The sequence below is a fragment of the Burkholderia sp. KL41 genome (assembly GCF_057005415.2).
Window position 1 is genome coordinate 2,835,377 of the sequence record NZ_CM174446.1, and the last position, 23,570, is coordinate 2,858,946.

23 protein-coding genes and 2 tRNA genes are annotated in these 23,570 nt (G+C 67.1%); 13 read left to right on the forward strand and 12 right to left on the reverse strand.

Annotation, left to right across the window (positions count from 1 at the left end):
* The first annotated feature begins 73 nt into the window (after positions 1-73).
* Both PQB87_RS13355 and PQB87_RS13360 read left to right on the forward strand, forming a co-directional pair.
* Entirely contained in the window at positions 74-2,413 is a 2,340-nt protein-coding gene (locus PQB87_RS13355; RefSeq protein ID WP_059688838.1) for a bifunctional diguanylate cyclase/phosphodiesterase, read from the forward strand.
* 196 nt (positions 2,414-2,609) lie between these two features.
* A complete protein-coding gene (locus PQB87_RS13360) occupies positions 2,610-3,818 on the forward strand; it encodes a chromate transporter (RefSeq protein WP_222155820.1) in 1,209 nt (402 codons plus the stop codon).
* A gap of 48 nt (positions 3,819-3,866) precedes the next feature.
* Here PQB87_RS13360 and PQB87_RS13365 read toward each other — a convergent pair whose 3' ends face one another.
* Complete coding sequence (locus tag PQB87_RS13365) at positions 3,867-4,313, reverse strand: multidrug/biocide efflux PACE transporter (RefSeq protein WP_048025391.1); 447 nt, start codon at positions 4,311-4,313, stop codon at positions 3,867-3,869.
* Between the two features lie 113 nt (positions 4,314-4,426).
* Here PQB87_RS13365 and PQB87_RS13370 point away from each other — a divergent pair, with 113 nt between their 5' ends.
* Entirely contained in the window at positions 4,427-5,311 is an 885-nt protein-coding gene (locus tag PQB87_RS13370) for a LysR family transcriptional regulator (protein WP_059688836.1), read from the forward strand.
* 49 nt (positions 5,312-5,360) lie between these two features.
* Here the strand turns inward: PQB87_RS13370 and PQB87_RS13375 are convergent, their stop codons facing one another.
* From PQB87_RS13375 to PQB87_RS13395, 5 genes are all read right to left on the reverse strand, one after another.
* Positions 5,361-5,819, reverse strand: a complete 459-nt coding sequence (locus PQB87_RS13375; RefSeq protein WP_021158534.1) for a CopD family protein — start codon at positions 5,817-5,819, stop codon at positions 5,361-5,363.
* A 250-nt stretch (positions 5,820-6,069) separates the two neighbouring features.
* Positions 6,070-8,391, reverse strand: coding sequence for a DNA topoisomerase IV subunit A (gene parC / locus PQB87_RS13380; protein ID WP_021158533.1), 2,322 nt, complete (start codon positions 8,389-8,391; stop codon positions 6,070-6,072).
* Positions 8,392-8,460: 69 nt separating this feature from the next.
* A complete protein-coding gene (gene parE, locus PQB87_RS13385; RefSeq protein ID WP_021158532.1) occupies positions 8,461-10,443 on the reverse strand; it encodes a DNA topoisomerase IV subunit B in 1,983 nt (660 codons plus the stop codon).
* 242 nt (positions 10,444-10,685) lie between these two features.
* Positions 10,686-12,635, reverse strand: coding sequence for an ATP-binding cassette domain-containing protein (locus PQB87_RS13390; protein WP_489242087.1), 1,950 nt, complete (start codon positions 12,633-12,635; stop codon positions 10,686-10,688).
* A 209-nt stretch (positions 12,636-12,844) separates the two neighbouring features.
* On the reverse strand, positions 12,845-13,249 hold the full coding sequence (locus tag PQB87_RS13395) for a DUF4399 domain-containing protein (RefSeq protein ID WP_060063467.1): 405 nt from the start codon (positions 13,247-13,249) through the stop codon (positions 12,845-12,847).
* A gap of 199 nt (positions 13,250-13,448) precedes the next feature.
* Here PQB87_RS13395 and PQB87_RS13400 point away from each other — a divergent pair, with 199 nt between their 5' ends.
* The 4 genes from PQB87_RS13400 (at position 13,449) to PQB87_RS13415 (ending at position 14,687) form a co-directional block, all read left to right on the forward strand.
* Positions 13,449-13,631, forward strand: coding sequence for a rubredoxin (locus PQB87_RS13400; protein ID WP_006398668.1), 183 nt, complete (start codon positions 13,449-13,451; stop codon positions 13,629-13,631).
* A 150-nt stretch (positions 13,632-13,781) separates the two neighbouring features.
* Positions 13,782-13,856, forward strand: a tRNA-Arg gene (locus tag PQB87_RS13405).
* Positions 13,857-14,064: 208 nt separating this feature from the next.
* Positions 14,065-14,141 (forward strand) — tRNA-Met (locus PQB87_RS13410).
* Positions 14,142-14,354: 213 nt separating this feature from the next.
* Positions 14,355-14,687: a hypothetical protein gene (locus PQB87_RS13415; RefSeq protein WP_111942538.1), complete on the forward strand. Its 333-nt coding sequence runs from the start codon at positions 14,355-14,357 to the stop codon at positions 14,685-14,687.
* Between the two features lie 51 nt (positions 14,688-14,738).
* Here the strand turns inward: PQB87_RS13415 and PQB87_RS13420 are convergent, their stop codons facing one another.
* A complete protein-coding gene (locus PQB87_RS13420) occupies positions 14,739-15,479 on the reverse strand; it encodes an SDR family NAD(P)-dependent oxidoreductase (RefSeq protein WP_027786779.1) in 741 nt (246 codons plus the stop codon).
* Positions 15,480-15,594: 115 nt separating this feature from the next.
* Between PQB87_RS13420 and PQB87_RS13425 the strand changes: the two genes are divergently transcribed.
* Entirely contained in the window at positions 15,595-16,209 is a 615-nt protein-coding gene (locus tag PQB87_RS13425) for a TetR/AcrR family transcriptional regulator (protein ID WP_111942536.1), read from the forward strand.
* Between the two features lie 36 nt (positions 16,210-16,245).
* Here the strand turns inward: PQB87_RS13425 and eco are convergent, their stop codons facing one another.
* Positions 16,246-16,746 carry a serine protease inhibitor ecotin gene (gene eco / locus PQB87_RS13430; RefSeq protein ID WP_060357435.1) on the reverse strand — a complete coding sequence of 167 codons (501 nt, stop codon included), beginning with the start codon at positions 16,744-16,746 and terminating at the stop codon, positions 16,246-16,248.
* A gap of 143 nt (positions 16,747-16,889) precedes the next feature.
* Here eco and PQB87_RS13435 point away from each other — a divergent pair, with 143 nt between their 5' ends.
* On the forward strand, positions 16,890-17,195 hold the full coding sequence (locus tag PQB87_RS13435) for a hypothetical protein (protein WP_059688830.1): 306 nt from the start codon (positions 16,890-16,892) through the stop codon (positions 17,193-17,195).
* Positions 17,196-17,401: 206 nt separating this feature from the next.
* Here PQB87_RS13435 and PQB87_RS13440 read toward each other — a convergent pair whose 3' ends face one another.
* Entirely contained in the window at positions 17,402-17,803 is a 402-nt protein-coding gene (locus tag PQB87_RS13440) for a hypothetical protein (RefSeq protein WP_021158522.1), read from the reverse strand.
* Between the two features lie 117 nt (positions 17,804-17,920).
* Between PQB87_RS13440 and PQB87_RS13445 the strand changes: the two genes are divergently transcribed.
* Together PQB87_RS13445 and PQB87_RS13450 are read left to right on the forward strand one after the other, a co-directional pair.
* On the forward strand, positions 17,921-18,301 hold the full coding sequence (locus tag PQB87_RS13445; RefSeq protein ID WP_059697999.1) for a DUF5594 family protein: 381 nt from the start codon (positions 17,921-17,923) through the stop codon (positions 18,299-18,301).
* Positions 18,302-18,460: 159 nt separating this feature from the next.
* Positions 18,461-19,828 carry an MFS transporter gene (locus PQB87_RS13450; RefSeq protein ID WP_060063460.1) on the forward strand — a complete coding sequence of 456 codons (1,368 nt, stop codon included), beginning with the start codon at positions 18,461-18,463 and terminating at the stop codon, positions 19,826-19,828.
* A 24-nt stretch (positions 19,829-19,852) separates the two neighbouring features.
* On the opposite strand, the gene PQB87_RS13455 is transcribed toward PQB87_RS13450, so the two are convergent.
* The 3 genes from PQB87_RS13455 to PQB87_RS13465 all read right to left on the reverse strand — a co-directional run bounded on the left by PQB87_RS13455 (position 19,853) and on the right by PQB87_RS13465 (position 22,199).
* Positions 19,853-20,446 carry an AAA family ATPase gene (locus PQB87_RS13455; protein WP_111942560.1) on the reverse strand — a complete coding sequence of 198 codons (594 nt, stop codon included), beginning with the start codon at positions 20,444-20,446 and terminating at the stop codon, positions 19,853-19,855.
* Positions 20,439-21,860 (reverse strand): alpha,alpha-trehalose-phosphate synthase (UDP-forming), encoded by a 1,422-nt coding sequence (gene otsA, locus PQB87_RS13460; RefSeq protein ID WP_489242095.1) that lies wholly within the window; start codon positions 21,858-21,860, stop codon positions 20,439-20,441. Before otsA ends, PQB87_RS13455 begins: the two co-directional genes overlap by 8 nt.
* A gap of 141 nt (positions 21,861-22,001) precedes the next feature.
* Positions 22,002-22,199: a hypothetical protein gene (locus PQB87_RS13465; protein ID WP_060063454.1), complete on the reverse strand. Its 198-nt coding sequence runs from the start codon at positions 22,197-22,199 to the stop codon at positions 22,002-22,004.
* Between the two features lie 288 nt (positions 22,200-22,487).
* Here PQB87_RS13465 and PQB87_RS13470 point away from each other — a divergent pair, with 288 nt between their 5' ends.
* A complete protein-coding gene (locus PQB87_RS13470) occupies positions 22,488-23,039 on the forward strand; it encodes a hypothetical protein (protein ID WP_059698004.1) in 552 nt (183 codons plus the stop codon).
* Positions 23,036-23,530: a hypothetical protein gene (locus PQB87_RS13475; protein WP_111942534.1), complete on the forward strand. Its 495-nt coding sequence runs from the start codon at positions 23,036-23,038 to the stop codon at positions 23,528-23,530. Before PQB87_RS13470 ends, PQB87_RS13475 begins: the two co-directional genes overlap by 4 nt.
* The last annotated feature ends 40 nt before the right edge of the window (positions 23,531-23,570 follow it).

The window sequence follows — 23,570 nt, forward strand, 5'->3', positions numbered from 1 at the left end:
ACGTCGGGACAACCCGAACCATAGCCAGCCATCCTGACGGATGGCGCACGCGAGCAGGACGCCACCCTCTTCGATGAGCTCCGCCCGGTCCAACCACACGCCGCCGACCCGGCCGCTTCGCGCGCCGCGCAAATCGCGCCGGCGTGCGCTATTTGCGATCCCGCTGCTCGGGATGCTGGCGCTTGCGCTGCTGTGGGCTGTGATCATCGCGCGTCTCTCGGTGGAAAAGGACAGTGCATACAAGGAGGCGGCGGCTTCCGCGGCGATCCTGTCCTCCGCGCTCGAGCAGCATACGGTCAAGGCGATCCACCAGGTCGACCAGATCACCCGCTTCGTCAAGTTCGAATTCGAGAAGTCGCCTGCGCGCTTCAACCTCGCGAGCGCCGTCGAGAAAGGCGTCGTGCCGAGCGACACGCTGATCCAGGTGTCGCTCGTCAACGCGAAGGGCATCCTGTTCGCGAACACGGCCGAGCTGCATCCGCAGCCGATCAACCTGTCCGACCGCGAACACTTCAAGGTCCACCTCGCGCACAACGACGACCGCCTCTTCATCAGCAAGCCCGTGCTCGGCCGCGTATCGAGCCACTGGACGCTGCAGATGACACGCCGCCTGAACAACCCGGACGGCAGCTTCGCGGGCATCGTCGTCGTGTCGGAAGACCCGAGCTACTTCACGAACGACTTCTACAACAACGCGGCGATCGGCAAGGAAGGCGTGATCGCGGTCGTGTCCGATACGGGCGGCGTGCTCGCGCGGCGCACGGGCTCGGTCAGCAACGCGCCGGGCGCGTTTTCGGCGTCGGGCGTCTACCCGATCGCCGAGCGCGTGACGGGCACGATCATCGACCCGATCGACGGCGTGACGCGCATCGTGTCGTACCGCCACCTCGACGGCTACCCGCTCGCGGTGATGGTCGGGCTGTCGCAGACCGAGGAATTCGCGGACTACTACCACACGCGCAACGTCTACCTGCTGATGACGAGCTTCATCACGCTCGCGATGCTCGCGTTCTTCGGCGTCGCGACGGGGCTGATCGGCAAGCTGCTCGGCCGCGAGCGGGAAATGACGCAGCTCGCCGAATACGACCTGCTCACCGGCCTCGCGAACCGCTATGCGACGCTGCGCGGGCTGCGCAACGACGTGTCGATGCCGACGAGCCTGTCGCGGCTCGGGCTGCTGTTCATCGACCTCGACAACTTCAAGACCGTCAACGACACGCTCGGCCACAACGCCGGCGACATCGTGCTGCAGATGACCGCGTCGCGCCTGGCCGATGCGGTCGGCGACGAAGGCTCGCTCGCGCGGATCGGCGGCGACGAGTTCGTCGTCGTGATGAAGGGCGACGACGTCGAGCGGCGCGCGGTGCGGCTCGCGGAAGCGATCATCCGGATGTTCAGCGAACCGTTCGACGTGCGCGGCAGCTCGTTCGTCCTGCACGCGAGCATCGGCATCGCGCTGCACACGGTCGCGAACGAAAGCGAGATCGACCTGCTGAAGAAGGCCGATCTCGCGATGTACAGCGCGAAGGACGCCGGCAAGAACTGCTACCAGTTCTACGCGCCGCACCTGTCGCACCGCGCCGACCACCTGATGCGCTGGGAACAGCAACTCCGCGTCGCGCTCGCCGAGGGGCAGCTGTTCCTCGCGTACCAGCCGAAGATCGACCTCACGCACCGCCACATCACCGGCTTCGAGGCGCTCGCGCGCTGGGATCACCCCGAGCACGGGATCATCTCCGCGAACGAATTCATTTCGATTGCCGAATCGACCGGCCTGATCGTGCCGATCGGCGACTTCGTGATCCGCACCGCGTGCGAGCAGATCGCGCGCTGGCGCGACGAGGGCCACGATACGCTGACGCTCGCGGTCAACATCTCGCCGGTGCAGTTCTGGCGCGGCGACCTGATCGAGACGATCTCGAGCACGCTGCAGGAAACCGGCATCGACGCGAACCGGCTCGAAATCGAGATCACCGAAACCGCGATGATGGAATATCCGGAGCTCGTGTCCGAGAAGATCGTCGCACTGAAGAAACTCGGCATCCGGATCGCACTCGACGATTTCGGCACCGGCTATTCGTCGCTGTCGTACCTGCACCGCTTCTCCGTCGACACGCTGAAGGTCGACCGCTCGTTCGTGCAGGCGATCCCGAACGATCGCAGCGTGTGCGTGATGGTGTCGTCGATCGTGCATCTCGCGCGCTCGCTCGGCCTGACCGTCGTCGTCGAGGGTACGGAAACCGAGGAGCAGATCGCGTGGCTGTCCGCGCTCGGCGAAATCGAGGCGCAGGGCTTCCTGTTCTCGCGACCGGTGCCGGCCGACGCGATTCCCGCGCTGATCGCGCGCTTCGGCGTGCGCAGCGATTCACCGAACGTGATCGCGCACCGCGCGACGGGCAGCACGGGCGCGTAAGCGCACCGTAGCCGTGGCGGGCGTTGCATGCGCCGTCATTGTTTCGTTTTCCGATCCGATTGTTGGGTTCATGAACTAGCGTTTTCGCTCATGGTCGTGTCACGATGCGCGGCGGACAATCGGGAGGGGCAACGTGTCGGCGGGCCGCCGGCATGGCCATACGCGAGAGATCGGGCCCCGAGCCCACACCACCAAGATGACAACCGTCGAAATCGAAGCGACCGCTGATGTCGAACAGGCACAGGCTTCCCTGTGGGACCTGTTCAAGGTCGTTGCCAGCATTTCGGCGGTCTCGTGGGGCGGGCTTTCCATGATGGCGCAGCTCGAACGCCACTACGTGGAGCGGCTGCAGCGCATCGAGCCTCACGTATTCGGCGATCTCGTCGCGCTGGCCTGGCTCGTGCCGGGCCCCGTAGGCTGCAACGTGGCGGTACAGGTCGGCCAGATACTGCATGGCCGTGTCGGCGCATGGGTTGCCGGCATCGCGAGCGTGCTGCCCTTCTCCATCCTGATGACGCTGTTCGCGATCTTCTATCGCACGCCATTCGTGCGCTCGCTGGCGGCGCCGATGCTGATCAATCACTTCGGGATGGTGCTCGCCGCGCTGATCGGCGTCACCTGGGTCAAGCAGTTGCGCTCGCTCGCGCGCACACGGCGCGAACAGCTGATCGCCGCGCTGTCGACGATTCTGCTTGCTTTCGCGCATAATCCGGCCGCTTTCGTCGGGATTCTTTTCGCCGCATTCGCGGCGGGCTGGCTGACCGGGCCGCCGCAGCGCGACGCGGTCGATTTCACGCTGTCGGCCCGCGACCGCAACCTGCTCGTGCTGCTCGGCGTGCTCGTCACGCTGTTCGCGGTGCCGCTGCCCGGCGATTACCAGGCGACGCTGCTGTGGCCGCGCCTCGCCGGCGCAGGCATGACGCTGTTCGGCGGCGGCTTTTCCGCGCTGCCCGTGCTCAAGACGCTGTTCGTCACGCCGGCAACGGGCATCTCCGATCACGACTTCACGCTTGCGTTCGCGCTGTCGCCCGTCGCGCCCGGGCCGCTGCTGAACGTCGTACCGTTTCTCGGCTACCTGACCGACGGCTGGGTCGGCGCGCTGCTCGCGACGGCCGCGCTGTTCATTCCGTCGGGCTGCCTCGTCGTGTTTGCGCAGAACCATCTGTCCCGGCTCAAGCGCCATTCGCGTTTCGAGCACGGGATGCGCCTGCTGCGCGCGGCGACCACGGGTTTTCTCGTCGTCGCCGTCGTGAGGATCCTGCACCGCGAACCGGCCGACCCCGTTTACTGGCTGACGGGCGCCTTCGCGACACTTTGCTTCGCGCGCTTCAAGGTGCCCGTCTATGCCGTGTACGCAACGGTCGCGGTTGCGTGCGGCGTGTGGCTGTGGGCCGCCGCGCGCTGACGGGCGGCGGCCGCCGCCCCGTCGGCCTTGACCGGCATTCGCCCGTCCTCACCCTGCCTGCACCGCGACCCGGCGTGCCATCCAGCGGGCGCGCAGCGCGTCGTACGCAAGGTTGAAGCCGAACGTGTAAGGCAGGAAGAACAGCACGATACCGAGGTCAAGCAGCAGCGCCTCGACGAGGCTCACGTTCAGCCACCACGCGGCGACCGGCACCACCAGCACGACGAGGCCGAGCTCGAACAAGGCCGCATGCGCGATCCGCATGCCGAGCGTGCGCGACAGCCCCGCGCGTCGCTCGATGCGGTCGAACAGCGTATTGAACGCCATGTTCCACGCCATCGCGATCAGCGACACCATCACCGTCAGCACACCGACGTGCGACACCGGCATGTCGAGCAGCCACGCGCCGAGCGGCGCGCACAGCGCGATCGCGACCAGCTCGAACGTCAGTGCATGCAGCAACCGTTCCGTCACCGTTTTGTTGACCTGTTTCATGATTCCCTCCGATTCGTCTGCTTCGTTGATGGCCGCCATTTTGATCGGCACAACCGTATGAATCCAGTTTGATATCATCGGTTTTACCGATATAACGCCATCAGGAGCGCCGCATGCGCCACGCCCCCGAAGCCCTGCTCGCATTCGCCGAAGCCGCGCTGCTCGGCTCGTTCACGGCCGCCGCGCGCAAGCTCGGCAAGCGCCAGTCGACCGTGTCGGAGGCGATCGCGAACCTCGAGATCGATCTCGGCGTGCAGTTGTTCGACCGCTCGACGCGCGCGCCGACGCTGACCGACGCCGGGCGGGCACTGCTGCCGCAGGTGCAGCGCGCGCTCGAGGCCGGCGCGGCAATCGACCGCACGGCCGCGCGGCTCGCGCGCGGCGAGGAAGCGCGGCTGACGCTCGTCGTGTCCGATACGTACCAGTCGAAGCGCTACGAGGAAACGTTGATGGCGCTCGAGCGGCGCTTTCCGGCGCTCGAGTTCGAATGCCAGATCGCCGAGCACGACGACGTGCTCGACCTGATCCAGCAGGGACGCGCGCAGCTCGGGCTGATGGCCGCGCGCGCGGCCTACCCGGCCGACATCGGCGCGGCGACGATCGCGGAGGAATCGGAGATCGGGCTGTTCGTCGGCCGCATGCACGCGCTCGCCGAATACGGCGACGCCGACGTGCCGCACGCCGCGCTGCGCGACGTGCGCGAACTGCGCCTCAATACCTATGTGAAAACGGAAGGTCGCGGCACCGGCGACCGGATCGTCGTCGGCACGCAGCACTGGCTGGCACCGAGCTACCTGATGCTGCTGGAGATGGCCGTGCAGGGGTTCGGCTGGGCCGAACTGCCGCGCTGGATGGTCGACCACTTTGCGCGCGATCGCCTGTGCGAACTGCGGGCGCGCGGCTGGCCGCGCCGCGTGCGGGTCGATGCGGTCTGGTCGCGCAACCGGCCGCTCGGCCCGGTCGGCTCATGGCTGCTCGATGCGATGCTGGCCGCGTAGCGACGCAGGCCGATGCGCCGGCGGCCGCATGCCGGCCGGCACCGGCAGGTCAGAAGCCGCGCGACAACACCGCCGCGCCGATCGTCACGACGCCGAGCACGAGGTTCACGAGGACGAGCAGGCGCACCGTATTCACCGCGCGCGCGCCGTCCGGCCACTTCTGCGCCTGCACCGCACGACGGATGCGCGGGAACAGCGCGAACCGGATATGCCCGAAGATCAGCATCATCACGACGCCGAGCCCGGCCATTGCATGCAGCGACCACGTTGCGTGCGCGCCGCCGAATTCCACGAGCAGGAAGCCGCCGGACAGCAGGATCACGATCACGGCACCCGACACCCAGTTGAAGAAGCGGCCGAACACGCCTTCGATCAGCGGCAACCGAAGCTGCGGCGACAGGTCGGACAGCGCCGGACGCAAGCAGAAGTTGGCGAAGACCATCCCGCCCACCCACACGGCGACGGCCAGCAGATGAAGAAACAGCGCGACGGAGACAGCATGGGACATGACGGCAATCCTGTGAGGAGTGGGGTACGGCGAACGGCCGCGTCGCACGCGGCATCGAGCGACGTTCGACCGGATTGTCGCCGCCCGGTTCAGACCCCAGGCGCGATTTCACATTATTTTGCAAGTTCCGCGTGACAGCGCCACGCTTGCTTACCCGAATCCCCGCTCAAAAAGAACAGGCCGCACGCCCGCCGAAGCGGAGGTGCGGCCTTCAATCACGGCCGAACCGGCCGATCGATCGCGCGTCGCGTCAGCCGAGCAGCGGACGCAGCTCGTTGACGACCTTGAGCTTCGTCTCCGGTGCGCGGCCCTTGCGTGCGCGCTTGCCGACGTGCGGCGCCAGCCCCGCATACGACAGCGTCTCGTCCTGCGCCTTGCCGCCGCGGCCGGTACCGATCAGCACGACGCCGGCCGGATCGATCGCGAGCGCCTGAACGAGCGTTTCCTTGTCGTCGAGCGCCATCAGGATCACGCCGCGACCGCCGCCGGACAGCGTCTTCATCTCGTCCATCCCGAACACCAGCAGGCGGCCGCCGCTCGACAGGCACGCGACCTGCGTCGCGTTCGGCAGCACCGGCATCGGCGCGAGCGGCACCGCGCCCGCATCGATGGTCATGAACGACTTGCCGGCCTTCACGCGGCTCACCATGTCGCCGACCTTCGCGAGGAAGCCGAAGCCGTTGCTCGACGCGAGCAGCAGTTGCTGGTCAGCCGGCGCCGCGTAGTAGTGCATCAGGTGCGAGCCCGATTCGAGCTCGATCAGCGACGTGACCGGCACGCCGTCACCGCGCCCGCCCGGCAGCACCGACACGTCGACCGAGTACACGCGGCCGCTGCTGCCCCACGCGATCAGGCGGTCCGGCGTGCGGCACTGGAACGCCGCGTACAGATGGTCGCCGGCCTTGAACGTGAAACCTGCCGGGTCGAGCCCGTGGCCCTTCAGCGCACGCACCCAGCCCTTCTGCGACACGACCACCGTCACCGGTTCGTCGACCACCTTCGCCTCGAACGTCGCGCGCTTTTCCTGCTGGATCAGCGTGCGGCGATCGTCGCCGTACTGCTTCGCATCGGCCTCGATCTCCTTGATCATCAGCCGCTTCATCGCGTTTTCGTTCGCGAGCAGCTCCTCGAGCTTCGCCTTCTCGTCGCGCAGCGCTTCGAGTTCCTTCTCGATCTTGATCTTCTCGAGCCGCGCGAGCTGGCGCAGCCGGATTTCGAGAATGTCTTCCGCTTGCCGTTCGCTGAGGCCGAACGCGCTCATCAGCGCGGCCTTCGGCTCGTCCGACTCGCGGATGATGCGGATCACCTCGTCGATGTTCAGGAAGACGATCATCCGCCCTTCGAGGATGTGGATGCGGTCGTCGACCTTCGCGAGACGATGGCGGCAACGGCGCGTCATCGTCAGCTGGCGGAACTTCACCCATTCGTCGAGGATCGTCAGCAGGCCCTTCTGGCCCGGCCGGCCATCGGCGCCGATCATCACGAGGTTCAGCGTCGCGTTCGACTCGAGGCTCGTGTACGCGAGCAGCGTGTTCACGAATTCCGTCTGGTCGATCGTGCGCGACTTCGGCTCGAACACGAGCCGCACCGCCGCTTCCTTGCCCGACTCGTCGCGCACCGCGTCGAGCAGGTCGAGCATCGCCTTCTTCGTGTTGAGCTGCTCGGGCGTGAGCGTCTTCTTGCCGAGCTTGAGCTTCGGGTTCGTCAGCTCCTCGATTTCCTCGAGCACCTTCTGGCCCGACGTGTTCGGCGGCAGCTCGGTGACGACCAGTTGCCACTGGCCGCGCGCGAGATCCTCGATCTTCCAGCGCGCGCGCACCTTCAGGCTGCCACGGCCGGTTTCATAGGCCGCCGCGATTTCCGTGTCGCTCGAGATGATCTGGCCGCCGCCCGGGAAATCCGGGCCGGGGATCAGGTTCATCAGCTCCGCATGCGAGAGCTTCGGATTGCGGATCAACGCGACCGCCGCCGCAGCGACTTCGCGCAGGTTGTGCGACGGAATTTCGGTGGCGAGGCCGACCGCGATACCCGACGCGCCGTTCAGCAGCACGAACGGCATGCGGCTCGGCAGCGTCTTCGGCTCCTCGAACGAGCCGTCGTAGTTCGGCATGAAGTCGACCGTGCCCTGGTCGATCTCGTCGAGCAGCAGCTTCGAGATCGGCGTGAGCCGCGCTTCGGTGTATCGCATCGCCGCCGCGCCGTCGCCGTCGCGCGAGCCGAAGTTGCCCTGCCCGTCGATCAGCGGGTAGCGCAGCGAGAAATCCTGCGCGAGACGCACGAGCGCGTCGTACGCCGACTGGTCGCCGTGCGGGTGGTATTTACCGAGCACGTCGCCCACGACGCGCGCCGACTTCACCGGCTTCGCGTCCGGGCCGAGGCCCATTTCGTTCATCGCGAACAGGATCCGGCGCTGCACCGGCTTCTGGCCGTCGCACACGTCGGGCAGCGCGCGGCTCTTCACGACGCTGACCGCGTAGCTGAGATACGCCTGCTCCGCGTAGTTGCCGAGCGTCAGCGCATCGCTCTCCGGCGCGCCGGAGTCGGCAAAGAGATCGGAGGTGTTGTCGTCCATCTGAATTCCGTATTCGTAAGTGGCGTGAGGCCGGGCCGGGCGTCATGCCCGGCCGCGCGGATTCCCGGCTTAAATGTCCGCTTCGACGTCGTTGCCCTTTTCCTCGAGCCAGCCGCGTCGCGCGGCTGCCTCGCCCTTGCCCATCAGCATCGTCATGCGCGCGACGGTTGCCTCGTAGTCGAGTTCGCCGAGCTTCACCGGCATCAGGCGGCGCGTGTCGGGGTTCATCGTGGTATCCCACAGCTGCTCGGCGCTCATTTCGCCGAGCCCCTTGAAGCGGCTGATGCTCCATTGCGTCTCGCGCACGCCGTCCTTGCGGAGCTTGTCGAGAATCGCTTCCAGTTCGCCCTCGTCGAGCGCATAGAGCTTCTGCGCCGCCTTCTTGCCGCGCGCCGGCGCATCGACGCGGAACAGCGGCGGCCGCGCGACGCACACGTGGCCGCGCTCGATCAGTTGCGGAAAATGCTTGAAAAACAGCGTGAGCAGCAGCACCTGGATGTGCGAGCCGTCGACGTCCGCGTCCGACAGGATGCAGATCTTGCCGTAGCGCAGGTTCGACAGGTCGACGCTTTCATCGGGGCTGTGCGGATCGACGCCGATCGCCACCGAGATGTCGTGCACCTCGTTGTTCGCGAACAGGCGGTCGCGCTCGGTTTCCCAGGTATTCAGCACCTTGCCGCGCAGCGGCAGGATCGCCTGGTATTCCTTGTCGCGGCCCATCTTCGCGGAACCGCCCGCCGAGTCGCCCTCGACGAGGAACAGCTCGTTGCGCGTAATGTCCTCGGTCTCGCAGTCGGTCAGCTTGCCGGGCAGCACCGCGACGCCCGAGCTCTTGCGCTTCTCGACCTTCTGGCCCGCGCGCGTGCGCGCCTGGGCCTGCTTGATCACGAGTTCGGCGAGCTTCTTGCCGTGCTCGACGTGCTGGTTCAGCCACAGCTCCAGCGCCGGACGCGAGAACGACGACACGAGCTTCACCGCGTCGCGGCTGTTCAGGCGTTCCTTGATCTGCCCCTGGAACTGCGGATCGAGCACCTTCGCCGACAGCACGAACGACACGCGCGCGAATACGTCTTCCGCGAGCAGCTTCACGCCCTTCGGCTGCAGGTTGTGCAGTTCGACGAAGCTTTTCACCGCCTGGTAGAGACCGTCGCGCAGGCCGGATTCATGCGTGCCGCCGGCCGGCGTCGGGATCAGGTTCACGTACGACTCGCGCACGAGCGAACCTTCCTCGCTCCAGGCGACGACCCACGATGCGCCCTCGCCTTCGGCGAAGGTATCGTCGCCCGAACGCGAATCGGCGAAACGCTCGCCTTCGAACAACGGGATCAGCAACTCGCTGCCGTTCATTTCGTCGAGCAGGTAGCCGCGCAGGCCGTCTTCATATTTCCACGTCTGGCGCTCGCCGCTCTTTTCGTTGACGAGCACGACCTCGACGCCCGGCAGCAGCACGGCCTTCGAGCGCAGCAGGCGCTGCAGCTCGCCGAGCGGCAGGTTCGGCGAATCGAAGTACTTCGGATTCGGCCACACCTGCACGCGCGTGCCGGACTTCTTTTCGCCGCGGCCCGCGCCCTGCGTCGTGAGCGGCTTCACCACATCGCCTTCGGCGAAGCCGAGTTCCGCGATCTTGCCGTCGCGCCAGACGGTGACGTCGAGGCGCGTCGCGAGCGCGTTCGTCACCGACACGCCGACGCCGTGCAGGCCGCCCGAGAACGTATAGGCGCCGCCCGCGGCCTTGTCGAACTTGCCGCCTGCGTGCAGGCGCGTGAATACGATCTCGACGACCGGCACCCCCTCTTCGGGGTGCATGCCGAACGGGATGCCGCGGCCGTCGTCCTCGACCGATACCGACTGGTCGGCGTGCAGCGTGACCGTGATCTGCTTGCCGTAGCCGCCGAGTGCCTCGTCGGACGCGTTGTCGATGACTTCCTGGATGATGTGCAGCGGATTCTCGGTACGGGTGTACATGCCGGGGCGCTGCTTGACCGGCTCGAGACCCTTGAGCACCTTGATCGATGCTTCGCTATAGGCCGCGCTGGGTTTCTTCGTTGACATAGGCGCTGAATTTCGTCATTCATCGGGACGTTGTCCACACCTCGTGTGGATAACGTCGTGGACAAAACGTTGAGTTCCGTAAAAAAGCGAATCGAAACAACGGTGTGCTTGGACTGCTCAGAAAGCGGGCGCGCGGCGTTGGCTGCGCTGCCCGGGACGCGCGGTATTTTACTGGTTCCGCGTGGCACGCCAATCGCGCAATCGCGCGCGGCCGCCGCCGGCCGCGCGACGCGTCATGCGGATTACGCCGGCTTGCGCTTCGCCTCGAGCGTTTCCCACCGTTCGAGCGCCGCGAGCAATTCGTCGTCGATCGCCGCGAACCGCTCGGTCAGGCGCGTGCCTTCCTGCGGATCCTTCGCGAAGATCGAACCGTCTTCGAGCCGGGCATTGATCGTCCTCTGCTCCTCCTCGAGTGCGGCGATCTTCTCCGGCAGCGAATCGAGCTCGCGCTGCTCGTTGAACGACAGCTTCACCGTGCGCTGCGCATTGCGGCCCGCGGCGCTTTTTGCCGGCTCTTCCTTGACGGGCGCCGCTTCCTTCACCGCGCGCTTCGCGGCTTCCTGCTGCGCGAGCTGATCCGCGCGCGCGCTCTGGATCTGCCAGTCGGTGAAGCCACCGACATATTCCCGCCACTTGCCGTCGCCCTCGGACGCGATCACCGACGTCACGACGTTGTCGAGGAACGCGCGATCGTGGCTGACGAGCAGCACCGTGCCGTCGTAGTCGGCCAGCAGCTCCTCGAGCAGTTCGAGCGTCGGGATGTCGAGGTCGTTGGTCGGTTCGTCGAGCACCAGCACGTTGGCCGGACGCGCGAACAGGCGCGCAAGCAGCAGCCGGTTACGCTCGCCGCCCGACAGCGACTTCACCGGCGAACGCGCGCGCTCCGGCGCGAACAGGAAATCGCCGAGATAGCTCATCACGTGCTTGCGCACGCCGCCGATCTCGACCCATTCGCTGCCGGGGCTGATGGTATCCGCGAGGCTCTTTTCCTGGTCGAGCTGCGCGCGCATCTGGTCGAAATACGCGACCTGCAGGTTCGTGCCGGTGCGCACCGTGCCTTCGTCGGGCTTCAGTTCGCCGAGAATCAGCTTGAGCAGCGTCGTCTTGCCGGCGCCGTTCGGGCCGATGAAGCCGATCTTGTCGCCGCGCATCACCGTCGTCGAGAAGCGATCGACGACCGTGCGGCCGCCGTAGCGCTTCGTCACGTCGGTCAGCTCCGCGACGATCTTGCCGGACTTCTCGCCCTGCGCGACGTCGAGCTTCACGTTGCCCTGCGAATTGCGGCGCTCCGCGCGCTCGTTGCGCATCTGCACGAGCCGCGCGATGCGGCCGACGCTGCGCGTGCGGCGCGCTTCGACCCCCTTGCGGATCCACACTTCCTCCTGCGCGAGCAGCTTGTCGAACTTCTCGTTTTCCACCCGCTCGACTTCGAGCTGCTGCGCCTTGCGCGTCTGGTACGCCGAGAAATTGCCCGGGTACGACAACAGCCGGCCGCGGTCGAGATCGACGATGCGCGTCGCGACGCGGTCGAGGAACGCGCGATCGTGCGTGATGAACAGCAGGCCCGCGCGCTGCGCGACGAGCAGCTCTTCCAGCCAGCGGATGCCGTCGAAGTCGAGGTGGTTGGTCGGTTCGTCGAGCAGCAGCACGTCAGGCTGCAGCACCAGCGCGCGCGCCAGCGCGACCCGCTTCTGCATCCCGCCCGACAGCGCGTCGACGCTCGCGTCGACGTCCGCCAGGCCGATCTGCGCGAGCGTCATCGACACGCGCGTGCGCCAGTTCCACGCGTCGTGCGCGTCGAGCGACGACTGCAGCGCGTTCATTCGCGCGAGCAACGCATCGTGTTCGGCGCCTTCGGGCGTATCCGCGAGGCGGTGCGCGATCGAATCGTATTCTTCGAGCACTTCGCGCGTGTGCGCGAGCCCCGACGCGACCGCATCGAACACCGTCGCGCCCGGCTCGAACTCGGGCTCCTGGGGCACATAGACGGTCACGAGCTCCTGCTGGCGCGTGACCAGCCCGTCGTCGGGCTTCGCGAGCCCGGCGACGATCTTCAGCAGCGACGACTTGCCCGCGCCGTTGCGGCCGATCAGGCCGACGCGCTCGCCGGCTTCCAGCGAGAAATCCGCGTGATCGAGCAACGCGACGTGACCGAACGCGAGCTGCGCGCCGGTAATGGAATAGAGCGACATGGGGAGACGGCGAAGAGAGAAATCGGAAGCGCCCATTGTACCGGTCGCGGGCGCCGGTACCGGTATGGCCGGACGGATAAGGTGCAGGACCGGTCGCGCGGGCCGGTTGCCTGAGGTCGAGTGCCGCGCGCGCGGCGGGCACCCGCGCCCGCAGGCGCGGGCTCACTCCGTCACGAGGACGGCCCGGCCGCCCTCGCGGATATGCGTGCTTACTTGACGTTCACGGAGATCGTCGAGCTCATTTCGGGGCCGTACGAGCGGTGCGCGCCGTCGCCGAACTGCAGTGTCAGCGTGTGCTGGCCGGGCGGCAGCCTGAGTTCGGTTTCGGTCTGCGCCTTGCCGAAGTGCAGCGAACGCTCGCCTGCGGGAATCACGTCGCCCTTCGGAATCGGCCGGCCGTCGATCAGCAGGTGATGATGGCCGGTATCCGGCGTCATGTCGCCGGCGGGCCGAAGCGCCATCCCTTCGAGCCCGAACTTCACGAGCACCGGATTCGACACCGTCGCGCCGTCGCTCGGCGCTTCGAAAAACACGCGCGCCTCGGCCCGCGCGACCGTCGACACGGCCATCGCCGCCACGCATACCGCACTCGCGATCCACTTTTTGTTCAGCATCGCATTCTCCTTATGGTTGGACAGCCCGGGAAGCATACACCGCACGTACGGCACGTGTGGTCCGGTTGTGTTGTTCGCGATGCGTACGTTTAAAACGACGTTGCGGAGCCGTTCGGCGAAATTCCGGTACCATTGCGCCTTTCGTCCGCGGCCAGGCCGCGGATGGCATCACCGGATTTTCATTTTTACCGAGCGCCACATGAGCGAAGTAACCGAATACCAGAGCTGGGTCTGCCTGATTTGCGGGTGGGTCTACAACGAAGCGGAAGGGCTGCCCGACGAAGGCATCGCACCCGGCACCCGTTTCGCCGACATTCCCGCCGACTGGCGCTGCCCGTTGTGCGACGTGGGCAAGGAAGATTTTGTTGTCGTCGATTTCTGATTCCACGATGTTCTGATCGCGGCTAATTGCGCGATCGCGCGCGTCGGCGTGCATTCCGCCCCGCCGACGCGCCGCGCGTTTGCTATACTCTGCGCGCTGTCCACACTGCCGTCCGGTTCGCGTTTTTTGTGCGAGCACCCGGACATGGCGCTCCCCGTAGTTCAATGGATAGAACAAGCGCCTCCTAAGCGCTAGATACAGGTTCGATTCCTGTCGGGGGGACCAGCCAAGCCTCATGGCTTCATCCACTTTCCCACGATCAAGTACCGCAACGACGGCGACGAAAAGCGCACGACGTCGAAGCAGATGGGCATGCGTCAGCAGCCAACCCACACGCCGGATCGCCGCACCCGGTGAAGGTGAACCACGGCTTCCATTCGACGCGAATCAAAGATCGTTTGACTCTCGGCATCAGCCCAAGTACACTTCGCGCCGCGGGGTGGAGCAGTCTGGCAGCTCGTCGGGCTCATAACCCGAAGGTCGTAGGTTCAAATCCTACCCCCGCAACCAATACCGAAGCCCGCTTTGCGAAAGCAAGCGGGCTTCTTGCTTTCCGCATGCACTGCTGCGTGTGCACCGCCTGGCAGGCATCGCAGACAAATTGCGGAACACGCAGCCGCCGGCACCACCTGCGACACACGATCGCATCCGGCCCGATCGCCGCGGCTCCGCACCAGACATTGCGTAGAATTCCGAACCTTCTTCAGCATCCGGACTTCCGTAATGATTCGAACGATCGCGGCACTCGCCGCGCTTTCCGCGATTACCGGCACGGCGAACGCCGCCGACACCATCACCGCGCCCGAGAAGCGGCGCTATGTCAGCCCCGGCATCGCCAACGTCGCGAACGCAGCGGCACCGCGCCCGGAAAAACCCTCCTCCGACTCACGCTGCCGTGAACTGGCCGCCGGCATCGACGCCGTGACGCACACCCCCGACCGCGGCCAGAAGGTCGTGCGCGGGATGGGCCCGGACGGCAAGCCGCGCAACGAACTGCGCGCTTATGACAAGCGCGCCGATCTCGAAGCCGAGCATCAACGGCTCGGCTGCCGATAACGAACGCAACGCCGCCCGGTCAACTCACACCGGGCGTCCGCCATCACGCGATCACGCGTTCGCGCCGCCGTCGATCGTCAATCCCGTCCCGTTGATCGACCGCCCCTCCGGCCCGACGACGAACGCAACGAGCGCCGCGACGTCGTCGGCCTTGCCGTACTGCGGGATCGCCATCCGCGAACGCTGCGCGCCGGCGTGTTCGCCGTCGGCCGGGTTCATGTCGGTATCCGTCGACCCCGGATGCACGATATTGACCGTGATGCCGCGCGGGCCCAGATCGCGCGCGAGCCCCTGAGTCCAGCCGATCAGCGCGGCCTTGCTCGCCGCATAGAGGCTCATCCCCGCATCGGGCACGCGCGTGGCGAGGCAACTGCCGGTCGACACGATGCGCCCGCCCTCGCCGAGATGCCGCGCCGCCGCCTGCGACGCGACGATCACCGCGCGCACGTTCACGTTCAGCGTCGCATCGATATCGTCGAGCGTGAGATCGTCCAGCCCGCCGGCCCGGAAAATCCCCGCGTTGTTGACGAGGATGTCGAGACCGCCGAACGCCTCCGCGGCACGATCCACTGCGTCGCGCACGGCCACCGGATCGGCGCTGTCGGCCTGGATCGCGACGGCGCGCCGGCCCAGCGCTTCGATGCCGGCAACGACGGCCTGCGCCCGCTCGGCCGATTTCTCGTAGGTAATCGCGACGTCCGCGCCGTCTGCCGCCAGCCGTTTCGCGATCGCCGCACCGATACCGCGGCTGCCGCCCGTGATGAGTGCACGCTTGCCCTGAAGTCGATTCATGTCGGTTCCTTTCCTCATTTATGTAACGACCGGCACAGAATGTGGCAAGTTGCGCGGCACAGTCAATTGATTTATTTTATCGATCGATACAGATATCGACGAAGGAACGGACGCAATGGCTGAACGGGGCCGACCGAGGAGCTTCGACAAGGAAGCGGCGCTGGAACGCGCGATGGAGGTGTTCTGGCGCCTCGGCTACGAGGGCGCGTCGATGACCGACCTGACGGCCGCGATGGGCATCGCATCGCCGAGCCTGTATGCGGCGTTCGGCAGCAAGGAAGCGTTGTTCCGGCAGGCGCTCGATCACTACCGCGCAACGGAGGGAAAAGAAATCTGGGGGGGCGTCGAGGAGGCCGGCAGCGCACACGACGCCGTGCGGAACTACCTGATGGATACCGCACGCGTGTTCACGCGGCGGTCGAAGCCGGCTGGCTGCCTGGTCGTGCTGTCGGCGCTGCATCCGGCCGAGCGCTCGGATACGGTTCGGCAAACGCTGATCGCGATGCGCGAGGGCACGGTCGAGAGTCTGCGCGAGCGCCTCAGGCAAGGTGTCGCGACCGGCGAGATCTCGGCGCACGCGAACCTCGACGCGATCGCGCGGTACTACGTGACCGTCCAGCAGGGGATGTCGATCCAGGCTCGAGATGGTGCGAGCCGTCGCGATCTTGAGGCCGTCGCGCTGGCCGCGCTGGCCGCGTGGCCAGCGCTCGTCGGTATGGGCGGCGCGTAGCGGCAGGACGCCGCCGCACACGGCCGCCCCCGCGCGTTACTGCCTTGCAGCGTGCTGCACGTCCTTCGACGCATGCCACACGCGATAGCGCACCTCGAAACCGTCCGGCACATAGACGACGAGCGGCAGGCGGCTGTTGTAGCGCAGCAGTTGGCCATCGCCGCGCACCTGCACGAACCGCTGCTGCGGCGCCTGGCCCGGGCACGCCATCAGCGTCGACGCCGGGCCCTTCACGTCGGTGAGCTGGTAGTACGTATAGCCCCAGCCCTTCACGTCCTCGGCGGTCAGCTCGCCGCCGAACCACTGCTGGTTGCAGTCGGTCTGCAACGTCTTGCCGATCATCAGCTCGACGCGCGCATCGCCTTCGTTCTCGAGCGCGGGCAGCGCGATCACGACGCGCTGCTGGCCGGCCGCTGCCTGCGGAAACATCTTGATCGACTCGGCCGGCACGGCGGGCGCCGATGCAGGCGCGGCCACGCAGGCGGCGGCAGTCGTCACGCACAAGGCGGCCAGCGCGGCCCGGATCGCGAATTTCATCGAGGTACTCCTGAAAAACAAATGAGCTCCGGATGCTAACACTTTCGTCGCATGACCTTACGGCGCTGTAATTTGACGACACAATTGCAAACAGCTGGCAATCCCCTTGCGCGGTACTTATAGGGGAACCAACGGAGAACATCATGCTGAAGCTCATTGCTGCCGCCGGCGTCGCGACCTTGCTGGCCGGCTGCGTCGTCGCCCCGGACGCCGGATACGGCTACGGCCAGCCCTACTATTCCGACCCGGGCTACGCATACGCGCCGTCCCCCGTGTACGGCACGGTCAACATCTGGGGCGGTGGCGGCGGACGCGACTGGGATCGCGGCCGGCGCGACTACCATCGCTGGGACGGCGATCGCGGCAACCGCGGCAACGGCTGGGGGCACGGCGGCGGACGCCGCGGCGACTGGAACGAAGGCGGCGGAGGCGGCGGCCATCGCCACTGACGCACAATTGCAACCGTTTGTATCCGCGCACGGCCCGCCGAAGGGCGGTCTTGCCGGTCTTGAGTTACGCAGACGAACGGACTCCCGCGCAAAAAACAAAGGCCCTCGCACGAAGCGAGGGCCTTTTGTCGTCCGGTGCGGCGAAGCGAACGTCGGCGGCGCAGGCCGCCCGGCACCGGCCGTTCACGCGTCACGCATCCGCCCGCTTACCACCCGGCCGGCTGCGCGTAGCCGCCCCGCACCGGCGCGCCGCACACATACGCGCGCTGGTAGCGGTCGTAGCAATAGTTCGGGCCGTCGTCCTGGTACTGCGCCTGCTGGTAGGTCGGATAGGCAGGCTGCTGGTACGCGGGTGCCTGGTAGTACGTCGGCGGCTGATAGGCCGGTGCCTGGTACACGGGCGCCTGATACGCGACGGGCGGATTCATCGCGGACGTCACGATCGCGCCCAGCACCGCGCCGCCGATCAATGCGCCGATGACGGCGCCGCCGTCGCGGCCATGCGCGGACGCCGGACCCGCCACGGCAAGCGAACCGGCGAGGACACACACTGCGGCAATTTTTTTCATGATGGGCTCCCACGCGAAGTGGTACTGGATGCGATGCATTGTGGCGGCAGGCGGCCGTAATAGATGCAGCAAGTGGTAACGCGCGATTACCGCTATCACGCACACCGAAATGCGGCGCCGCCATGCTAGGATTTTCGGCATACAGGAGACGCCTTCATGCAGCCCGAAACCGCCCGCCGTTTCGATACAGAATTCGCCCCGCGCATCGCACAGGCGATCGCCGCCTTCTTCGCCGATCACGTGCTGACCGACGTCGTCCCGTATGGCGGCCACGGGCATCCGACGCGCGTGCAGATCCGCAGCGCGCCGCATGAGCATGTCAGCGGCTTCGAGCATCCGCTGAATCTCGAACTGACCTGGGACACCGACGAAATCGAGCGGCTGATGGAACCGGACGGTCCGCGGCGCTTCGAGCACTACCTGGCCGCGCTGCCGAAAAAACTGGGCGCATGGCAGGGTGCGCGCGACATCGATCTCCTGTCGCGCACGCAGGCCGACCCGCTCGTGCGGCTCGGCGGCCTCGACTTCGAAGGCTGAGTGCCGGCGTCGCGCAATGCGGCCCGGTGATACACTCGGCCGGCCCCGCCTCGGCGCAGTTGCGCCGGCCGGGCCGCTCATCGCCGCCTCCACCCTCCCGCATGGTTGCACACGCAACCGGCAGCCGGGCGCGCGGACAACCACGCATCTGCTCCCGCCATGAACGCCGATACCGGCCTGCCGCTTCCGCAACGCTACTGGGCGATCCTCTGCGTCGCACTGGGCATCACGCTCGCCGTGCTCGACGGCGCCATCGCAAACGTCGCGCTGCCGACGATCGCACGCGACCTGCACGCGTCCGACGCCGCATCGATCTGGATCGTCAACGCATACCAGCTCGCGGTCACGATCACGCTGCTGCCGCTCGCCTCGCTCGGCGAGCGCATCGGCTATCGCCGCATCTACGTCGCGGGGCTCGCGCTGTTCACCGCGGCGTCGCTCGGCTGCGCGCTCGCCGGCTCGCTGCCGATGCTGGCCGTGATGCGCGTGATCCAGGGGTTCGGCGCGGCCGGCATCATGAGCGTCAACGCGGCGCTCGTGCGGATGATCTACCCGTCGTCGATGCTCGGGCGCGGGCTGTCGATCAACGCGATGGTCGTGGCGCTGTCGTCGGCGATCGGGCCGACGGTCGCGTCCGCGATCCTGTCGTTCGCATCGTGGCCGTGGCTCTTCGCGGTCAACGTGCCGATCGGCATCGCCGCGGTGATCGGCAGCCTGCGCGCGCTGCCGTCCAACCCGCTGCACGATGCGCCGTACGATTTCCCGAGCGCGCTGATGAACGCGTGCGTGTTCGGTCTGCTGATCACGGCGGTCGACGGGCTCGGCCACGGCGAAGGCCATGCGTACGTCGCGGCCGAACTGGCCGTCGCGTCCGTCGTCGGCTACTTCTTCGTGAAGCGCCAGCTGTCGCAGCCGGCGCCGCTGCTGCCCGTCGACCTGATGCGCATCCCGATGTTCGCGCTGTCGATCTATACGTCGATGGCATCGTTCACGTCGCAGATGCTCGCGTTCGTCGCGCTGCCGTTCTGGCTGCAGCACTCGCTCGGCTTCTCGCAGGTCGAGACGGGCCTCTACATGACGCCGTGGCCGCTCGTGATCGTGTTCGCCGCACCGCTCGCGGGCGTGCTGTCGGATCGTTATTCGGCGGGCATCCTCGGCGGGATCGGGCTCGCCCTGTTCGCGGCCGGGCTGCTGTCGCTCGCGACGATCGGCGCGCACCCGGGCACCGTCGACATCGTGTGGCGGATGGCGCTGTGCGGTGCAGGCTTCGGGTTGTTCCAGTCGCCGAACAACCGCGCGATGCTGTCGTCGGCGCCGCGCGAACGCAGCGGTGGCGCGGGCGGCATGCTGAGCACCGCGCGGCTGACCGGGCAGACGCTCGGCGCCGCGCTCGTCGCATTGATTTTCGGGCTCGTCCCCGATCGCGGGCCGACGATTGCGCTCTATGTCGCCGCGGCATTCGCGGCGGTGGCCGCGCTCGTCAGCATGCTGCGCATCGCGTCGCCGCGACCGGACGCGGCAACCTGATACCGTCGCGCGCCGCCCCGCGCGTCATGCGGCGTCGAGCGCGTCCATCACGAAACGCACGCGCGCCTGCACGCTCTCGCGCGGCAGTTCGATCAGCCGATAGCCATACGACGTATAGCACTCGACCATCGCGTCGTAGGTGCGCACGGCTTCCGCGAAATCCTGCCGGCGCTCGGTGTCCTGCGCATAGATGTCCGGCCACGGCGGCGCGATGAACACGCGCGGGTGATAGCGGAAACGGTTGGCCGCGGCCTCCGCATGCGCGGGCACGGCCAGCCCCGTCAGCCGCAGATAGCCGATCACGTCCGGCACGCCGCGATCGAAGAACACGGGCCCGCGCGCATGCCGCGCGAGATCGTACGAGCGCATCTCCCAGCTCAGCATCAGCTCGGCAAACGCGGCCGGGTCGCGCCACGGCAACGCGTGACCGTCGATCGCCATCTGGTCGCGGATCACGCCCCGCCCGGCTTCCTGCGAGCGCGCGTAACCGGCGCGCTCGAGCGCATCGAGCAGCGTGCTCTTGCCCGAACCCGGGCCACCGGTCACGACGAAAAAGCGGCGGGTGGCGTCGTCGCTCGTGTCGTCGGCGGCGCCGGGCCCCTGTACGACCTCACGCATGCACGACCCGCCGGCCCGCGCGCCGCGTGACCGACGCGGCGGCCGCGACACTGCGCAAGTCGGCGACGAACGTATCGCGCCAGACCGACAGGTCGTTTCCGCGCAGCCGCGCGAGGTTCTCCTCGTGGCGCGCCTGCCGCTCCGCGAGCGGCATCGACAGCGCGCGCTCGAGCGCCTCCGCCATCTGCGACAGGTCGTACGGATTGACGAGGAGCGCGCCGGTCAGCTCGGCCGCCGCGCCCGCGAACTCCGACAGCACGAGCACGCCCGGGTCGGCCGGATCCTGCGATGCCACGTACTCCTTCGCGACGAGGTTCATCCCGTCGCGCAACGGCGTCACGTAGCCGACCTGCGACATCCGGAAGAACGCCATCAGCAGGTTGCGCTCGTACTTGCGATTCAGGTACTGGATCGGCGTCCAGTCGAGCTGCGAGAAGCGGCCGTTGATGCGGCCGGCCTCGCCTTCCAGCGTTTCGCGAATGTCCTGATAGGTCTGCACGTCGGAACGCGTCGGCGGCGCGATCTGCAGGAGCGACACGCGCCCCTGCCAGCCCGGCGCGTTCGCGAGCATCCGCTCGAACGCCTGGAAGCGCTCGACGAGCCCCTTCGAATAATCGAGGCGGTCGACGCTCATCACCAGCTTGCGGCCGTCGAGCGCCTCGCGCAGCATCTTCACCAGCTTGCGCGCGCCGTACTGGACGGCCGCCTGCGCGATCGCGTCGGGATAGACGCCGATCGGATAGGCGGCGACCTTCACGACACGCCCGTGCGCATGCAGCATCCCGTCGTCGCTCGCCGCGCCGATCCCGCGCCGCTCGATGTAGTCGGTGAACGCCTGCTTGTCGGCCTCGGTCTGGAAGCCAGCGACGTCGTATGCGCACATGAATTTCACGAGCTCCTCGTGCGGCGGCACGAGACGTAGCATGTCGGGCGACGGAAACGGGATGTGCAGGAAGAAGCCGATCGGATTCTTCACGCCGAGTTCGCGCAGGTAATGCGCGAACGGCAGCAGGTGATAGTCGTGCACCCAGATCAGGTCGTCGGGACGCAGCAACGCGGCAAGCTGCTTCGCCAGCATCGCGTTCACGCGCAGATAGCCCGCGTACTCCTGGCGGTCGAAGCGCGCGAGATCGCCGCGGTAATGGAACACCGGCCACAGCGTCGCGTTCGAGAAACCGCGGTAATACTGGTCGTAGTCGCGCCGGGTCAGCCCGACCGTCGCATAGGTCACGTTGCCGTCCCGCTGGATCGCCGGCGCGGTGTCGGGTGCGCCGACGATCTCGCCGTTCCAGCCGAACCAGACACCGCCCGTTTCCTTCAGCGCGTCCATCACGCCGACGGCCAGGCCGCCCGCGCTCGGGCGCGTGTCCTCGCCGGCGGCGACACGGTTCGATACCACGATCAATCTGCTCATGCGGCTTTCCCTCCTCGATTCGATGGGCTGGCGCGCGGCGCGCGCCAAGGCTGGCACGGCTGCCCGAAGGCGGCCGTGCGGCGATTCAGACGTGAGAAATGCAGGTGTGAAAGGCAGCGGCGGAATACGACGGCAACGACATCAGGCGTCCTGCTCCTGACCGAGATCCCGCTGATAGTCGAGCCCTTCCGGGCGGGCACCGCCCTGGTTGTGATCGCCGTCGGACGGCGTCTCGCCGGGCGCGCCGGCAGGCGGTGCCGATGGCGCGTCGGTCTGCGAATGCGGGCGGACCGCCCCTGCGTCGGGCGGCCGGGGCGAAAACCGTTTCGAACGTCGCATGGCCGGGTGTCTCATGTGCGGCGCGGCCCGAGGCCGTCGTAGAAACATTCCATAACTGAAAAGTCTAGGTCGCTTCCTTGCACGCCAAAGTAACAATTACCTTCAATTTGTAACGTTTCGACCCCTCACGATCCACCTGTCCGACAATAACGCCGCGCGTACGCGCGCGGGATGCCGTCCGGCGATTTGTCAAAGCTTTGCAGTTTTCCTATGACAATTGCGAAACAATGACGCGGCATGAGGGCGCGCACGCGTTGCCGCTCACCCAGACAGGACTTGCACTCAGGGATGAACATTCGTTTCGAATCGCCGCGCCGGGCCATTCCGGCGCGCGTCGTGCTGGCCGCGATCGCCGCGGCCGCACTGCTGTCCGGCTGCAACTCGCTGTACAGCGAGGGCGCGACAGCCGGCGCCGGTATCGCGGGTGCCGCGATCGCCTCCAAGGTCACCAACAACGCCGCCGTCGCGACGGGCATCGGCCTCGGCGCCGTCGCCGGTGCGCGTGCGGGCGTCCAGTACTCGCAGCGCGTCGCACACCGTTACACACAGGAACAGATCGCGAAGGCGGCCGGCCCGCTCGACGTGGGCGGCGTCGCGCCGTGGTCGACGCACCACTCGTTCCCGATCGAGGACGACGAACAGGGCCGCGTGACGGTCAGCCGGATGATCAGCATCGGCCCGCTCGACTGCAAGGAAATCGTGTTCGCGGTCGACACGCCCGCGAAAGCCGACAAGGCCGCGCAATCGGCGTTCTACGTCGCCACGATCTGCCGCGACGGCCCCGTGTGGAAATGGGCGTCGGCGGAGCCGGCAACCGAACGCTGGGGCTCGCTGCAATGAGCGTCGCGATCCGTATCGCGGCCATCGGCGCGCTGTGCGCGGCGGCGGCCACGCTGTCGGGCTGCGGGTCGGTCGGCGCGGCGAGCGGCGCGCTTGCCGGTGCGGCGACGGGCCTCGTCACCGCGAACCCGGCGGTCGGCGTCGGCGTCGGGATCGCCGTGCAGGCCGCGACCGACGAAGCCGTGAACCGCACGATGAAGCAGTTCCATCAGAATCAGCAGGACGCGATCGCGAAGACGGCCGGCAGTCTCGCCGTCGGCGAAGTGAAGCCGTGGAAGGTGAAGAACACGCTGCCGCTCGAAAACGGCGAAGGCGAAGTGCGGGTCACGCGCGCGTACTCGTCGGCGCTCGCGCTGTGCAAGGAATTCGCGTTCTCGGTGAAGGACGGCGACAAGGCCGACTGGTTTTTCGCGAATGCGTGCCAGCAAGGCACGCACTGGAAGTGGGCGTCGGCGGAGCCGGCGGTCGATCGGTGGGGGAATTTGCAGTAGCGGAGCGGTGTGCTGCGCGTCGGTCAATCAATGCGCGTCG

Excerpts from the sequence above, each read along its gene's own strand:
- PQB87_RS13355 (WP_059688838.1), top strand. The coding sequence starts at position 74 with ATGAGCTCCGCCCGGTCCAACCACACGCCGCCGACCCGGCCGCTTCGC.
- PQB87_RS13360 (WP_222155820.1), top strand. The coding sequence starts at position 2,610 with ATGACAACCGTCGAAATCGAAGCGACCGCTGATGTCGAACAGGCACAG.
- PQB87_RS13365 (WP_048025391.1), bottom strand. The coding sequence starts at position 4,313 with ATGAAACAGGTCAACAAAACGGTGACGGAACGGTTGCTGCATGCACTG.
- PQB87_RS13370 (WP_059688836.1), top strand. The coding sequence starts at position 4,427 with ATGCGCCACGCCCCCGAAGCCCTGCTCGCATTCGCCGAAGCCGCGCTG.
- PQB87_RS13375 (WP_021158534.1), bottom strand. The coding sequence starts at position 5,819 with ATGTCCCATGCTGTCTCCGTCGCGCTGTTTCTTCATCTGCTGGCCGTC.
- parC (WP_021158533.1), bottom strand. The coding sequence starts at position 8,391 with ATGGACGACAACACCTCCGATCTCTTTGCCGACTCCGGCGCGCCGGAG.
- parE (WP_021158532.1), bottom strand. The coding sequence starts at position 10,443 with ATGTCAACGAAGAAACCCAGCGCGGCCTATAGCGAAGCATCGATCAAG.
- PQB87_RS13390 (WP_489242087.1), bottom strand. The coding sequence starts at position 12,635 with ATGTCGCTCTATTCCATTACCGGCGCGCAGCTCGCGTTCGGTCACGTC.
- PQB87_RS13395 (WP_060063467.1), bottom strand. The coding sequence starts at position 13,249 with ATGCTGAACAAAAAGTGGATCGCGAGTGCGGTATGCGTGGCGGCGATG.
- PQB87_RS13400 (WP_006398668.1), top strand. The coding sequence starts at position 13,449 with ATGAGCGAAGTAACCGAATACCAGAGCTGGGTCTGCCTGATTTGCGGG.
- PQB87_RS13415 (WP_111942538.1), top strand. The coding sequence starts at position 14,355 with ATGATTCGAACGATCGCGGCACTCGCCGCGCTTTCCGCGATTACCGGC.
- PQB87_RS13420 (WP_027786779.1), bottom strand. The coding sequence starts at position 15,479 with ATGAATCGACTTCAGGGCAAGCGTGCACTCATCACGGGCGGCAGCCGC.
- PQB87_RS13425 (WP_111942536.1), top strand. The coding sequence starts at position 15,595 with ATGGCTGAACGGGGCCGACCGAGGAGCTTCGACAAGGAAGCGGCGCTG.
- eco (WP_060357435.1), bottom strand. The coding sequence starts at position 16,746 with ATGAAATTCGCGATCCGGGCCGCGCTGGCCGCCTTGTGCGTGACGACT.
- PQB87_RS13435 (WP_059688830.1), top strand. The coding sequence starts at position 16,890 with ATGCTGAAGCTCATTGCTGCCGCCGGCGTCGCGACCTTGCTGGCCGGC.
- PQB87_RS13440 (WP_021158522.1), bottom strand. The coding sequence starts at position 17,803 with ATGCATCGCATCCAGTACCACTTCGCGTGGGAGCCCATCATGAAAAAA.
- PQB87_RS13445 (WP_059697999.1), top strand. The coding sequence starts at position 17,921 with ATGCAGCCCGAAACCGCCCGCCGTTTCGATACAGAATTCGCCCCGCGC.
- PQB87_RS13450 (WP_060063460.1), top strand. The coding sequence starts at position 18,461 with ATGAACGCCGATACCGGCCTGCCGCTTCCGCAACGCTACTGGGCGATC.
- PQB87_RS13455 (WP_111942560.1), bottom strand. The coding sequence starts at position 20,446 with ATGCGTGAGGTCGTACAGGGGCCCGGCGCCGCCGACGACACGAGCGAC.
- otsA (WP_489242095.1), bottom strand. The coding sequence starts at position 21,860 with ATGAGCAGATTGATCGTGGTATCGAACCGTGTCGCCGCCGGCGAGGAC.
- PQB87_RS13465 (WP_060063454.1), bottom strand. The coding sequence starts at position 22,199 with ATGCGACGTTCGAAACGGTTTTCGCCCCGGCCGCCCGACGCAGGGGCG.
- PQB87_RS13470 (WP_059698004.1), top strand. The coding sequence starts at position 22,488 with ATGAACATTCGTTTCGAATCGCCGCGCCGGGCCATTCCGGCGCGCGTC.
- PQB87_RS13475 (WP_111942534.1), top strand. The coding sequence starts at position 23,036 with ATGAGCGTCGCGATCCGTATCGCGGCCATCGGCGCGCTGTGCGCGGCG.